Genomic DNA, 13261 nt, shown 5'->3' on the forward strand with positions numbered 1-13261 from the left:
GTAGCTAGCCTTATAGAGCGCGCCGCGCGGCTACGGTTCGATCCTCCACCGATGGGACGGTACAGATCACCTTTCGCGGTCATAAAAACCCGGATTCAGAGGGTAAAACCGACCACTCCTCGCTTGCCGCCCTTGATTTCAGTCAATTCCAAGCTGGAACGATTGTTGAAACGGACCTGTACCCGCCCCGCGTCGCTGATGCGATGCAGAAGAGGCAGGCCCATCAATTATCGGAGTCATCCATGCTTTGCGCTGAACAACGTGCCCTGATCAAAGCCACCGTCCCGCTGCTGGAGACCGGCGGCGAAGCCCTGACCGATCACTTCTACAAACTGATGCTGGCCGAGCACCCGGAGGTGCGTCCGCTGTTCAACCAGGCCCACCAGGCCAGCGGCGACCAACCCCGCGCGCTGGCTAACGGTGTGCTGATGTATGCCAAACATATCGACCGCCTCGACCAGCTCGGCGGGCTGGTCTCGCAGGTGGTGAACAAACACGTCGCCCTGCAGGTGCAACCGGAACACTACCCAATCGTCGGCTCCTGCCTGCTACGTGCGATCCGCGAGGTACTAGGCGCGGACGTCGCCACCGACGAGGTTATTGATGCCTGGGCCGCTGCTTACGGCCAGCTCGCCAAAATCCTCATCGAAACCGAAGAGCAGATCTACAGCACCACGGCCGACGCGCCCGGTGGCTGGCGAGGCGCCCGTCGCTTTCGGATCGCACGCAAGGCGGTAGAGAGCAGCGAAATCACCTCGTTCTATCTCGAGCCGGAAGATGGCGAACCGGTCGTCAGCCACCAGCCGGGGCAATACATCGGCCTGCGGCTTTGGGTCGATGGTCGGGAGCAGCGGCGCAACTATTCGCTGTCTGCGGTGGCCAACGGGCGCGATTACCGCATCAGCGTGAAACGGGAGCCGGGCGGTGTGGTTTCCAATGCGCTGCACAATATGGCCGAGGGCGAGTCGCTCGACCTCTTTGCCCCAGCCGGTGAATTCACGCTGCAACCGGGCGGCAAGCCGCTAGTGCTGATCAGCGGTGGCGTAGGCATCACGCCGACCCTGGCGATGCTGGAAGCCGCCCTGCAGACCGAGCGCCCGATTCACTTCATCCACTGCGCGCGAAACGCGGACGCGCACGCCTTCCGCGAGACCATCGACGCGCTGGCCGAGCGCCACGACCAGTTGCACCGCTTCTATAGCTATGACGAACACGCGGGCGGCGCCAACCCACCGGACGCCGTCGGCCTGATGACCGAGGAGAGGCTGGCCCGCTGGCTTCCCGCCGACCGCGACCTGGATGCCTACTTCCTTGGCCCACGCCCGTTCATGGCTGCGATCCGCCGGCAGCTACGCGCGCTCGGCGTGCCGGATGCGCAGGCGCGGTACGAGTTCTTCGGCCCGGCAGCCGCACTGGAGTAACCCTGCGGGCCTGCACTCGCGGGCCCGCCCTCCCGCCAACCCAGCGAGGTGATTTCGCATGTTCACTCAACCGCTCGAACCTCTCCGCTTGCTGCTCTGTGCCAACCTGACGATGGCAGCCGGTATCGCCCTGCTGCTGCTTGGCGTCACGGGCGCCTACTTGATCGACCGACAGCTCCCCCTGATGCTGGTCGTCGCCAGCCACGCGCTTGTGATCCTCGGCCCGACGGCACTGAAGATCGGCTATGTGATGCGCCTCGCCGCGCAGCGGCAGATCAGCCTGCCGGCCTGATTGCTTATCTGCAGAGTGGAACGAAGAGTTGTACATAATTAACTTGCTGTATGGGTTTGCCGTTTCGCTGTAATTACACATTGCCATATACCGTTAATGCGGCCGTTTACCATTCGTCCGCCGTTCGCATTTCAATGGAAACTCCTACAGGCGTAGCCCTATCTGAAATCATGAAGGCTGAGAGAGTCGTCCAGCCCCGCAGAAGTCTGTATCCATTGAGGAGAAATGACATGGCGAATAAAAACCCTGGCAACTTTGCAAACGACCGCGAGAAAGCCTCTGAAGCAGGCAAGAAAGGCGGCCATAACAGCGGTGGCAACTTCGCTAACGACCGCGAAAAGGCGTCCGAAGCTGGCCGTAAGGGCGGCCAGAACAGCCACGGCGGCGGACGCAACAGCAATAGCTGAGTTACGTCGCGGGTAAAAAAGGCAAAGGCAAGTCCTTTGCCTTTTTTATTAGCCTTCCGTTTTACCACTTATAAAATCTAATCAACTTTTGTTTATACGACCTGCCTCTTGCCGCCGGTCGGATAATGTCCGACAGCGACACTTTTCCTTTTCTCTTAGCAACTAAAACTGACGCAGTTTTTTGCCGAGGGCCTCATCATGAACGACCGAAACGCTTCTACTGTTTCACCCAACCCGGGCGACCAGGCGCCGCCCGGAACGCCGGGAACCGGCGAAAACGTCTGCCCGGCCTGCCATGGAAGTGGCCGCATCGACTCACAGGCATGCCAAAACTGCGGCGGGACCGGTAAGGTAGTCGAAGGCATCGGCGGCGCCTGAAGCCTGCCACGGACCAGGAGCACCTCAATGAGTGTCAGCGCGTTTTCCGAGCGGATCATCCAGAGCTTGATGGATACCGATTACTACAAGCTGACCATGATGCAGGCGGTGCTGCACCACTACCCCAACGCTGAGGTGGAATGGGCGTTCCGCAGCCGCTCCGAAGAAGACCTGTCGCCCTACCTGAACGCCATCCGCGAGCAGCTGGAAGCGCTCGCGGAACTGCGGTTCGAACCGGCCGAGCTGGCCTTCCTCGAACGCATCCCCTATATGCAGCCGGACTTCATTCGCTTCCTTGGCCTGTTCCGCTTCGATCCGCGCTATGTGCGCGTCGAGCTCGAAGCCGGGGAGTTGGTCGTTTATCTACGCGGGCCCTGGCTGCACGTCATTCTGTTCGAGGTGCCGCTGCTGGCGATCATCAGCGAGGTACGCAACCGCGTGCGTTATCCGCACGTGACGCTGGATCAGGCCGAGACGCGACTGGAAGAAAAACTCGACTGGTTGCGCAGCGAGGCAACCGAAGCCGAGCTCGCCGGTTTCAACCTGGCCGACTTCGGCACCCGGCGGCGCTTTTCCTTTGCCGTGCAGGCGCGTGTCGTGGAGCGGTTGAAGACGGGCTTCCCGGGCAACTTCGTAGGCACCAGCAACGTCCATCTGGCCCGCACCCTGAACCTCAAGCCTATGGGCACCATGGCTCATGAATGGATCATGGCGCACCAGCAGCTCGGCCCTCGTCTGATCGACAGCCAGAGTGCCGCGCTTGATTGCTGGGCGCGTGAATACCGGGGCGCACTGGGCATCGCCATCACCGACTGCATCACCATGGACGCCTTCACGGCTGACTTCGATCTGTATCTGGCCAAGCTCTTCGACGGCCTGCGCCACGATTCGGGCGACCCCGTCGAATGGGCGGAAAAGGCCATTGCCCACTATCAGCGCCTGGGTATCGACCCGATGTCACGCCAGTTGGTGTTCTCCGACGGGCTCGATTTCCCCAAGGCACTGGGCATCTACCGCGCATTACTCGGGCGCAGCAATACCAGCTACGGCATCGGCACCCAGTTGACCTGCGATATCCCGGGTGTCGAGCCAACCAACATGGTTATCAAGATGACCAGTTGCAACGGCCAGCCGGTTGCGAAAATTTCCGACTCACCCGGCAAGACGATGTGCCGCGACGAAGCCTTCGTCGCCTACCTCAAGCACGTCTTTGGCGTGAATTGAGCTCAAGCGGACTGCACGAAGCGACTCTCTTCGCCCCCGGTGCACAGCTGATTGCGGCCGCTGGCCTTGGCCAGATACATACGCCGGTCGGCCAGTTCGATCAGTTCCGTCGGGGACTCGGCGAAATCGCGGCAACGCTCGGCCAGCCCAATGCTGGCGGTGAGCGGCGTACCGTCCGGACGCATACCCAAGCCGCGGCGCAGCATCCGGTCGAGCACCATTCGCGCCTGATCCATGTCGGTGTCCGGCATGATGATGACGAATTCTTCACCACCCCAGCGCAGCAGGCTGTCGGTGCTGCGCAGCGTCGCCAGCAGGCGTCGGCTGAAGTCGCTCAGCACCCCGTCGCCGGCCTCATGGCCGAACCCGTCATTGATCGCCTTGAAATGATCGAGGTCGAGGAAGGCCACGGCCAGGCCAGTGTCGTGCCGACGTGAGGTATCCCACTGCAACTGCAGGATTTCTTGCCCGCTACCCCGGGCGAACGTGCCGGTCAGCGGATCACGGATCGCCTGGCGCACCAATGCGATCATGAATGCCAGCTGGCTCAGGCTGGCCAACGCGGTGACGCCGGCAATCAGGATCAACAGCCAGAATGCACCGGCGAACGACGGCCAGTTAAGCGTCGCCCAGCTCAGGTAACCGGCCAGCGCGTGGGCCGCCAGCAGCACACCAGCGAGCACGACGTTCTCGAGGAGCGTCAATGGGAAAATGGCCAGGCCGGCCATCAACACGAAAGGCAAGAAGGCATATCCGGCTGCAACGACCGCCGACAGCTCCGTCAGCTGATACCCACCGAGTAACCGGTGCGACGCGATATAAAAAATCGTAGGGATGGCGAACAGGACCGCTACTGCTCGATAGGCGTCGAACAGGTTGCCACGCGGCCGGTAGAGCAGCAGCAGGCAGGCGAACGCGGCGCAAGCGAGCAGGCGGAAGGTAATCAGGCTCAACCACAGCGGATAGGGAAAAACCATCAGATCGAGCACGCCCCAAACCGGGGTTAGTACGGCAAAGAGAAAGGCGAACAACCGGACCCGGTTGACGATCAGCGTCGCGCGGCGCTGGGTCAGCAGCATGGAATGGCGATGGGGCAGCAGCAGCTTGATCAGCTCCTCGGCCCGCAACTCGCTTGGCAGCAGGATCGCCAGGCGGCGTTGCAGAAATTCGATCAGTGAAGGCATTGTCGTTATCACCTGAAAGCGCACTATGCGGCCAACCACGCCGATGAAATCGGCGAATACTATCACTTTGATATCGGCCGCCACGCCCTCGCACGCAGCGCCATCCGTCGGCCCGCCCAGCCCCAAGCGCGACCTACACGTTAGCGACCGCGCAGGTCGTTTCCTCAGTGTCTAGGCTCGATATTCATAGCCGTACAGATGCGCGCCGACAGACGGCGAGCTCACCCTTTGGAGCGATACGCCCATTGCTCAAATGCCGCTTAAGAGCGCTTACCACCGGGCAGCCGCGCCGCTAGCGTTGGGTGTCGGCGCGCAGACGTCCGGCCTGCAGAACAACAAAAACAACAGATGGAGACCTCCCGTGCCCCACGCACTCACGCCTCTCGCCTTCGTCATCGCCGCAAGCCTGCCCCTGGCAGCCGTGGCCGAAACCAGCCCCTACAGCCAGTTCGTCACCTTTGGCGACTCGCTCAGCGACGCCGGCAACTTCCCCGATGTGGGCAGCCCGTTGCTTGGTGGCAATCCCACCGGTGGCCTGCGGTTCACCAATCGCACCGGGCCAACCTATGCCGACAACAACACCGAATATTACGGTCAGGTTGTTACCCAGGTACTCGCTGGTCGCCTTGGACTCGAATCGCTGCCCTCTACACCTTTACTGCCACAACTTCTGACCGGAAACGCCGACGGCACTAACTACGCTGTCGGCGGCTATCGATCGGACCAGATCCTCGATTCGCTCGTCGGCACCTCGACGGTAGCCGCGAATGGGCTTGCCCGAAGCCGCCCGGGCTACCTCGTCGAGAATCCGCAAGTCGACCCAAACGGTTTGTACTACCTCAACGGCGGCGCCAATGACATCTTCCAACTCGTGCAAAACGGCCGCCCCGTCACTATGGCGCAGGCGGCGGGCAACATGGTTGAGGCCGTCAGAGCGCTGCAGGCAGCAGGCGCGCGATACATCGTGGTGTCGGATCTGCCCAACGTCGGCGACACACCCTTGGGCAACAGCCTGCCCGGACTTGGCGACGTGCTCAACGGCCTGAGCGATGCCTTCAACGCAGAACTTGCCTCCGGGCTACAGGCCCGGGGCGGGAACTACGTCCTGCTGAACAATCGTCTGCTGCTCGAAGAAATACGCAATGACCTGGCGCTTTTCGGCTTCGACCCGGCAATCGACCAGACCTCGGTGTGCTTCGGCGGCGACGGTTGCACCGCCGATCCAACCTACGGCGTCGGCGGCGCGACGCCCGATCCGAGCCGCCTGCTGTTCAACGACGCGGTGCATCCAACCACGGCCGTCCACCAGATCAGCGCCGATTACATCTACTCGATCCTGGAAGCACCTGCGCAGGTGTCGCTGTTGCCAGAAATGGGCCGCACAGCCTTGAGCAGCCACTGGCAGATGCTCGACACCGAACTGGCAGCGCAGCGCAGCAGTTCTCAGCAGGTGGGCAGCGGGCGCGCCTTTGTGCAGGGCGACTATAGCCGCTCGGACTATGATGGCTTCGGCGGTGGTGACGGCAGCCGCCCGACCGTCACCTTGGGTTACATCCATCGCCTGTCCGACGCCTGGTCCATCGGTGCAGGCTTTGGCCTCGCGCAAAGTTCGCTGGAGCTCGGCGACGCCAACTCGGACTTTGACATGCGCAGCTACCTCGGCACGTTACTGGCCGGCTATCAGCGGGATCGGCTGTTCGCACAGCTGGCACTTAGCGCCGGCTATCTGGACTACGACTCGCTGGACCGCCGCTTAGCGCTGGGTGTGGCCGAGCGCACGGAAAAGGGCAGCACCGAAGGCATGCTCTGGGGCGTATCGGGCAAGACCGGTTTTAACCTGATGCAGCCGGGTGAGCAGCTGGCCTTCGGCCCCTTCGTCGGCGCCAGCTACCAGAAGGTCGAGGTCGATGGCTACCGTGAAGAGGGCACGAGCGCTACTGCACTGACCTTCGATGACCAAACGCTCGAGTCGCTGAGGCTGACGGCCGGGCTATTCGGCGAATATGCGCTAAGCGAGCGCACCCGGCTGTTTGGCGATGTGGCCCGTGAACTGGAGCGAAAGGATGACGAGCGGGAGAACGTTCGCCTGTCGCTCAACAGCGTCTCTGGAAACGAGTTCGAACTGCCCGGCGCGATGCGAACCGGCGACCAGACACGCTTCACGCTGGGGCTTGCGCATCAGTTGACGCGGGACGTCAGCCTGCGCGCCAACTACCACTACGTCGGCAACGACAACCGCAACCATGGCATCGGCCTTTCGCTGGCGGTCGATCTGTAGGGACTGATCCTCGTTTGGCAATTGCCTAACCGCTACGTGGCGCTGCGTAGCGGTTTTTTTTGTTTGCGGCATATGCGAGCCGGCTGATCCGGGGCGATTGATGAAGCGCGCGCGCTGTGGCGACTGGCGGACTCAACGGGAGGGAATCGAAAAACCGACTCCCCTTTCGCTCATCGCCGCCCTAGTTGTTGCTGCAAGGTCGCTATCTGGCTCTGCAGTGTATTGATGCTGCGCGTCATCTGCGCCCGGAATGCATCGAACTCTCCAGTGTTCACCCCCGGCGTGGGTGAGGGACGGTTGTCCAGTTCGCTGCGCAGTACGAGCAGATCCTGCTCAAGCCGGCTGACCGCCTGGCTGGCGTCGCCCTTTTGCTTGAGCGCTGCGATGTCCTTGCTCATCCCGTCGACGCGTGACGCCAGCGCCGGCACGCTATCGACCGAGCCCTTGAGGTCGTTGACCGCGCCTTTGAGCGTAGCCTGTTCGCCGCTCAGCCCCTTGATGCCAGCGGCCAATTCGGCGGTGCTCGCTTGCTGCGCACGCACGTCGGTGGCGACCGCCTCGACGCGCCGTCCTTGCTCGTCAAGCCGCTGCTGCTGGTTGTCCTGCTTACCGACCAGGCTCTGCTGCTGCGTGGTGATGGCGCGCTGCTGTTCGGCAAGTTCCAGCGCCTGCTTTTCCAGTTGCTTGATGCGCAGCTTGAGCGCCTCGCCTTCGGTGGTCACGTTCGATTCGGTGGCAACGACCTTGCCGGAAATGTCCTGAAGCCGCCCCGCCGCCTCTTCGCTGATGCGGGCGAAACTGTCTTGCGTGGCGACCAGTTGCGCTTCGAGCCGGGCCATCTGCTGCATGCTCCACCAGCCCAGCGCGCCGAGGGCGGCAAGCAGGACCACGATCATGATCCACAGCGGAGCGGTGTTGGCGCCGCGACGTTTCTGCCGCGACCGCCCTTCATCTGCACGCATCTCTGGCGCCGGGCGACGAACAGGCTCCAACTCGGGCGCTGGGTAAGGACCGTCCCGGTCGCGTGCTGCGGTCAGGCTGGGTACGTTTTCCAGTTCGTCGTGAGCATCGTTGCGCATGGGATACCTTCAGGGCGCGGAGCGAAAACAGCGCGCAGTATAGCGATTCAACCCACCAACTTCAGCGGCCCACTCGACGCACCAGGAACAGGCGTGGCGGCCACCCCAAGCCTCAGGTGCGTGCAGCCACGTCGTCGAACCGGGGCGCAGCCATAGAAGTAACTGGCTACAGGTCCCGCCATGCCTGCGATCTCGGCACCAAAACCTTGGGAGAAACGTGAACTGGTACGCGCATTGCTTTGCAGCCAATGCCAGCGGATAGCGTTTTCCGACACGGAGGTCGGGCCTTATGCCTAAGCCGGGACGTGCTCATAAAGGAGTGATACGTCATGGAGTTCAACAAGGCGGTTCTCGACTGCATGCAAAGCCTTCGCCGTCGCCTGCGCGAGGAGCAACACCTGGACATACGCTTGAGCCAGCCGGATGCAGTCACCGCGATGCTGACCGCCTGCCTTGGCTCCGGCGACGAACTGACGCGTGAACTAGGCCGGCAACTCGCGGCTTACAGCGACCTGCCCTCCCCCAGCGGGGTCAAACTAGCCGCCCATGCGGCTCATGTCCCAGCCGTGCGCATCTATCGCGGCCAACGGGTCATGGCCTGACCCTACTCAACCAGCCACTGACCGGCGACGTGCTGCAACTGGCGCGTCAGCTCACCCAGCAGCTCGCCGCCGTTGCGCCAGTGGTGCCAGAACAGTCGCACGTCGATGGGCGGGCCGCTGAACACATCGACCAGCGCCCCGCTGCGATAAAGCTCCTGTACTTGCAGCTCGGGCACCAGCCCCCACCCTAGACCACTCTGGATCAGACGCACGAAGCCCTCCGACGACGGGCAAAGGTGGTGGCTGAAGGGGCCCTCCAGCCCCAGCGATGCGAGATAGCGGTGCTGCAACTGATCATCCGGGCCAAACACGATAGCCGGTGCCCGCAGCAGCGCCTCGGCGCTCAGAGCGCCCCGCAGGTGCCGGTCAATAAATGCGGGACTGGCCAGCGCGCGATAGCGCATGGCACCGAGAAACTCACTGCGCGCCCCGCCCAGTGGCCGCTCGACTGCGCAGACACAGGCCGCCACCTCCCCGGCCCGCATGCGCTTGAGGCCAACATCCTGATCTTCCAGTACGTGATCGAGCACCACGCCTCGATTCGCGCAAAAGGGCGCAACGGCCGGCGCCCACCAGGTAGCCAGGCTGTCGGAATTGAGGGCAATACGCAGCCGCTCCGGTAGGTGGCTGTCATCGAGCTGCGGCACCTGGGCCTGCAGGTCACGCTCCAGCAAGCGAACCTGCTGGACGTGGTTGAGCAGGCGCCGCCCTACTTCGGTCGGCTTCGGCGGCGTTGCACGTAGGAGCACGGGCTGCCCCAGCCGTGCTTCAAGCAACTTGATTCGCTGGGACACAGCCGATTGCGACAGCCCCAGGCGCTGCGCTGCCCGTTCGAATCCTGCCTGCTCCACTACCGCAGCCAGGGCGGCGAGTAGCTTGTAGTCAAACATCAGCCTTCCTTATATGGCATAACGGTTTTTCGTTTTTCTTATAAGCCGCTTGCATCGAGACTGCCAGCCATTCCTTCGAAACGCGGGCAGCAACGCAATGTGGCAGAGCTATTTCAATGGGTTACTGGTAACGGCCGGGTTGATCGTCGCGATTGGTGCGCAGAACGCTTTCGTATTGGCGCAGAGTCTGCGCCGCGAGCATCACCTGCCGGTTGCGGCGCTGTGCATCGTCTGCGACATCCTTCTTGTCAGTATTGGCGTGTTCGGCCTCGCTGCGTTGCTCGCCAGGAGCCCCTTGTTGCTGGAAGTCACCCGCTGGGGCGGTGCGGCCTTCCTGCTTTACTACGGCGTCGTGGCGCTGCGCCGCGCCATGCGCCCGCAAGGACTCAACGAAGATGAACGCAACGGCACCCGCCCACTGCACCGCGTGCTGTTGGCGGCCCTCGCGGTGACGCTCCTCAACCCGCATGTGTATCTCGATACCGTTCTGCTGATTGGCACGCTCGGGGCGCAACAGCCTGAGCCGGGTGCCTATACGCTCGGCGCCGCCAGCGCCTCAACGATATGGTTCCTTATCCTGGCACTGGGTGGCGCCTGGCTCGCCCCATGGTTGGCACGCCCGCTGACCTGGCGCCTGATCGACCTCGGCGTGGCGGCGATGATGTTCGCTGTCGCGGCGCAACTCATCTTCGCCGCGTGAGGAACGACCGCTACAGGTGACGGTCCACGTTGTGGGTTCCACCAGCCCCGCCCTCGCCTAGAGCCATCAGCCACAAGGCTCTGGCACGGCTTTCCCACACAGTTGGCGCGTGGTTTTGCCGCAGGGCCGGTGCTATGATCCCGGGTTCGCGGGCATGGAGCGGAACGCTTCAGCCCGCCACCACGGCCGCCCGTGAACGGCCAAGAGATTGCGCACGCATGCAGCGAGCGAAGGGAAAAGACAGACGCAAACGGACGACTTCGTGCAGTTTCATCCGTGGCGCAAGGCGCTGACCGCCAGCGCAACTGCCTCCTTCCAGCTGGCCGCATCAATCCTCGACACCTGAGCAGGAGATACACCATGGCTTTCGAATTGCCCCCGCTTCCGTTTGAAAAGAACGCCCTCGAGCCGCACATTTCCGCCGAGACGTTCGAGTATCACCATGGCAAGCATCACCAGGCCTACGTGACCAACCTGAACAACCTGATCCCAGGTACCGAGTTCGAAGGCAAGGACTTGGAAACCATCATCAAGACCTCCTCCGGTGGCATCTTCAACAATGCTGCCCAGGTCTGGAACCACACCTTCTTCTGGAACTGCATGGCCCCGAACGCGGGCGGCCAGCCGACCGGCGCCCTGGCTGACGCCATCAACGCGGCCTTCGGTTCCTTCGACAAGTTCAAGGAAGAATTCACCAAGACCGCCATCGGCACCTTCGGCTCTGGCTGGGCCTGGCTGGTGAAGAAGTCCGACGGCAGCGTCGGCCTGGCCAGCACCATTGGTGCCGGCAACCCGATGACGGCTGGCGACAAGCCACTGCTGACTTGCGACGTCTGGGAACACGCCTACTACATCGATTACCGCAATGCTCGTCCGAAGTTCGTCGAGGCGTTCTGGAACGTCGTGAACTGGGACTTCGTGGCGAAAAACTTCGCCTAAGTCCGGCCTGCTCCGCGGTAGCTCGAACGGGTCACCGCCTGCATGCCACGAAATGCCCGCATCGTCTGATGCGGGCATTTTTCGTTGGGCGACAGCCAGAACACCGGTTGGCGGCTGCGCCCCGCCACGGTGCAACCGGGCAACCTCTCACTTGGCGAAGCACCATTTCGGCGCAGCGACTATCATCGCCACGGTTGGCGGTTGGCTAACGGCCAGCCGCGCCAGCGGTCGCGCATGGTTTCCTGACTGCATGGCCAGCTTTTTGCTTTTCTCCGATAACGAATCCCAGCGGAACCCTGTTCATGTCCGACTCGCCAACCGCCCGGCTGCAGCTGCGAGGCATCACCAAGCGCTATCCCGGCTGCCTGGCCAACGACCGCATCGACCTGTCCATCGATCCCGGTGAGATTCACGCCCTGTTGGGGGAGAACGGCGCGGGCAAGAGCACGCTGATGAAGATCATCTACGGCGTCACCCAGCCCGATGCCGGTCAGATCGTTTGGCAGGGCGAGCCCGTGACCATGCGCGACCCGGCCCAGGCGCGCGAACGCGGCATCGGCATGGTCTTTCAGCACTTCTCATTGTTCGAAACGCTGACCGTAGCGGAGAACATCGCGCTCGCGCTGGGCGCCGCCGCTGGCTCACCCAAGCAGCTGGAGCCAAAGATCCGTGAGGTGTCCAAACGCTACGGCATGCCGCTCGAGCCGCACCGCCTGGTACACAGCCTGTCGATCGGCGAGCGCCAGCGGGTGGAGATCGTTCGCTGCCTCATGCAGGACATCAAGCTGCTGATCCTCGACGAACCGACGTCGGTGCTCACCCCGCAGGAAGCCGACGACCTGTTCGTGACCCTGCGACGCCTGGCGACCGAGGGCTGCAGCATTCTGTTCATTAGCCACAAACTCAATGAAGTTCGGGCGCTGTGCCAGGCGGCCACCGTGCTGCGTGGCGGCAAGGTATCGGGGGACTGCATCCCGGCCGAGTGCTCTGATCTCGAACTGGCGCGCCTGATGGTCGGCGACGCCGAAGGCCTCGAAGCGGAATACCCCAAGGCCGAAGGATCAACGCCGTTCCTGCGGGTCGAGCGGCTGTCCTGGCACAACGCCGACCCATTCGGCGTTTCACTGCGCGATGTCGACCTCGAGGTGCGCGCGGGTGAGATCGTCGGTATTGCCGGTGTCGCCGGCAACGGCCAGGACGAACTGCTAGCCCTGCTCAGCGGCGAACGCCCGCTGGCGGCCAACGAAGGCGAGACGATCCGCTTCCTCGGCGACCCGGTCGCCCACCTGCGCCCGGATGCACGCCGCCGCCACGGCATGGCGTTCGTGCCCGCCGAACGGCTGGGTCACGGCGCGGTGCCGAGCATGAGCCTGGCCGACAACGCCCTGCTCACGGCCTCCCAGCAACGCGGAATGCTCGGCAATGGACTGATCCAGCGCAGCCGCGTCAAGGCGTTCGCCGACAGCATCATCGAGCGCTTTGCAGTGAAGACACCGGATGCACAGGCACCTGCCGCCAGCCTGTCGGGCGGCAACCTGCAGAAATTCATCCTCGGCCGGGAGATTCTCCAGCAACCCAAGCTGCTCATCGCCGCACACCCCACCTGGGGCGTCGACGTCGGCGCAGCAGCAGCAATCCACCGCGCCCTGATCGAACTTCGCGACGCCGGGGCGGCGATTCTGGTGGTCTCCGAAGACTTGGAAGAGCTGTTCCAGATCAGCGACCGGATCGCGGCGCTCAGCCATGGCGCGCTTTCGGCCCAATATCCGACAGCCAGTACCACACCCGCTGAAGTCGGTCGCTGGATGGCCGGCCAGTTCGATACCCGCATTCCTGCCTCCACCCCCGCAGCCTGACGAGACCGCCC

Annotated in this window: 12 protein-coding genes; 9 read left to right on the top strand and 3 right to left on the bottom strand. The window is 63.0% G+C overall.

The features are described 5' to 3' along the window. Positions 1–242 precede the first annotated feature (242 nt). The 4 genes from hmpA to pncB all read left to right on the top strand — a co-directional run bounded on the left by hmpA (position 243) and on the right by pncB (position 3722). Positions 243–1421, top strand: coding sequence for an NO-inducible flavohemoprotein (hmpA, locus tag KXR72_RS09625; RefSeq protein WP_437420889.1), 1179 nt, complete (start codon positions 243–245; stop codon positions 1419–1421). Positions 1422–1479: 58 nt separating this feature from the next. Further along, positions 1480–1713, top strand: a complete 234-nt coding sequence (locus KXR72_RS09630; protein WP_437420890.1) for a hypothetical protein — start codon at positions 1480–1482, stop codon at positions 1711–1713. A 230-nt stretch (positions 1714–1943) separates the two neighbouring features. After that, positions 1944–2120: a general stress protein gene (locus KXR72_RS09635; RefSeq protein WP_019342274.1), complete on the top strand. Its 177-nt coding sequence runs from the start codon at positions 1944–1946 to the stop codon at positions 2118–2120. A gap of 405 nt (positions 2121–2525) precedes the next feature. Next, positions 2526–3722, top strand: coding sequence for a nicotinate phosphoribosyltransferase (pncB, locus tag KXR72_RS09640; RefSeq protein WP_437420891.1), 1197 nt, complete (start codon positions 2526–2528; stop codon positions 3720–3722). A gap of 2 nt (positions 3723–3724) precedes the next feature. Here the strand turns inward: pncB and KXR72_RS09645 are convergent, their stop codons facing one another. Then, a complete protein-coding gene (locus KXR72_RS09645) occupies positions 3725–4906 on the bottom strand; it encodes a diguanylate cyclase (protein WP_437420892.1) in 1182 nt (393 codons plus the stop codon). A gap of 361 nt (positions 4907–5267) precedes the next feature. On the opposite strand from KXR72_RS09645, the gene KXR72_RS09650 reads away from it, so the two are divergent. Beyond that, the gene (locus KXR72_RS09650; RefSeq protein ID WP_437420893.1) at positions 5268–7184 is read left to right on the top strand and encodes an autotransporter domain-containing protein; all 1917 of its coding nucleotides are present in this window, start codon (positions 5268–5270) and stop codon (positions 7182–7184) included. A gap of 170 nt (positions 7185–7354) precedes the next feature. On the opposite strand, the gene KXR72_RS09655 is transcribed toward KXR72_RS09650, so the two are convergent. Continuing rightward, a complete protein-coding gene (locus KXR72_RS09655; protein ID WP_437420894.1) occupies positions 7355–8263 on the bottom strand; it encodes an ATPase in 909 nt (302 codons plus the stop codon). Positions 8264–8592: 329 nt separating this feature from the next. Between KXR72_RS09655 and KXR72_RS09660 the strand changes: the two genes are divergently transcribed. Further along, entirely contained in the window at positions 8593–8865 is a 273-nt protein-coding gene (locus KXR72_RS09660) for a hypothetical protein (RefSeq protein WP_437420895.1), read from the top strand. 2 nt (positions 8866–8867) lie between these two features. Here the strand turns inward: KXR72_RS09660 and KXR72_RS09665 are convergent, their stop codons facing one another. Continuing rightward, the gene (locus KXR72_RS09665; RefSeq protein ID WP_437420896.1) at positions 8868–9755 is read right to left on the bottom strand and encodes a LysR family transcriptional regulator ArgP; all 888 of its coding nucleotides are present in this window, start codon (positions 9753–9755) and stop codon (positions 8868–8870) included. Positions 9756–9852: 97 nt separating this feature from the next. On the opposite strand from KXR72_RS09665, the gene KXR72_RS09670 reads away from it, so the two are divergent. From KXR72_RS09670 to KXR72_RS09680, 3 genes are all read left to right on the top strand, one after another. Continuing rightward, positions 9853–10455 carry a LysE/ArgO family amino acid transporter gene (locus tag KXR72_RS09670; RefSeq protein WP_437420897.1) on the top strand — a complete coding sequence of 201 codons (603 nt, stop codon included), beginning with the start codon at positions 9853–9855 and terminating at the stop codon, positions 10453–10455. Positions 10456–10815: 360 nt separating this feature from the next. Next, positions 10816–11394, top strand: coding sequence for a superoxide dismutase (locus KXR72_RS09675; protein ID WP_243607046.1), 579 nt, complete (start codon positions 10816–10818; stop codon positions 11392–11394). A 302-nt stretch (positions 11395–11696) separates the two neighbouring features. Continuing rightward, positions 11697–13250, top strand: a complete 1554-nt coding sequence (locus KXR72_RS09680; protein WP_437420898.1) for an ABC transporter ATP-binding protein — start codon at positions 11697–11699, stop codon at positions 13248–13250. Positions 13251–13261 lie beyond the last annotated feature (11 nt).

Origin of the sequence: Stutzerimonas chloritidismutans (genome assembly GCF_051486945.1) — a bacterium.
Classification (GTDB): domain Bacteria; phylum Pseudomonadota; class Gammaproteobacteria; order Pseudomonadales; family Pseudomonadaceae; genus Stutzerimonas; species Stutzerimonas chloritidismutans_B.

Excerpts from the sequence above, each read along its gene's own strand:
- hmpA (WP_437420889.1), top strand. The coding sequence starts at position 243 with ATGCTTTGCGCTGAACAACGTGCCCTGATCAAAGCCACCGTCCCGCTG.
- KXR72_RS09630 (WP_437420890.1), top strand. The coding sequence starts at position 1,480 with ATGTTCACTCAACCGCTCGAACCTCTCCGCTTGCTGCTCTGTGCCAAC.
- KXR72_RS09635 (WP_019342274.1), top strand. The coding sequence starts at position 1,944 with ATGGCGAATAAAAACCCTGGCAACTTTGCAAACGACCGCGAGAAAGCC.
- pncB (WP_437420891.1), top strand. The coding sequence starts at position 2,526 with ATGAGTGTCAGCGCGTTTTCCGAGCGGATCATCCAGAGCTTGATGGAT.
- KXR72_RS09645 (WP_437420892.1), bottom strand. The coding sequence starts at position 4,906 with ATGCCTTCACTGATCGAATTTCTGCAACGCCGCCTGGCGATCCTGCTG.
- KXR72_RS09655 (WP_437420894.1), bottom strand. The coding sequence starts at position 8,263 with ATGCGCAACGATGCTCACGACGAACTGGAAAACGTACCCAGCCTGACC.
- KXR72_RS09660 (WP_437420895.1), top strand. The coding sequence starts at position 8,593 with ATGGAGTTCAACAAGGCGGTTCTCGACTGCATGCAAAGCCTTCGCCGT.
- KXR72_RS09665 (WP_437420896.1), bottom strand. The coding sequence starts at position 9,755 with ATGTTTGACTACAAGCTACTCGCCGCCCTGGCTGCGGTAGTGGAGCAG.
- KXR72_RS09670 (WP_437420897.1), top strand. The coding sequence starts at position 9,853 with ATGTGGCAGAGCTATTTCAATGGGTTACTGGTAACGGCCGGGTTGATC.
- KXR72_RS09675 (WP_243607046.1), top strand. The coding sequence starts at position 10,816 with ATGGCTTTCGAATTGCCCCCGCTTCCGTTTGAAAAGAACGCCCTCGAG.
- KXR72_RS09680 (WP_437420898.1), top strand. The coding sequence starts at position 11,697 with ATGTCCGACTCGCCAACCGCCCGGCTGCAGCTGCGAGGCATCACCAAG.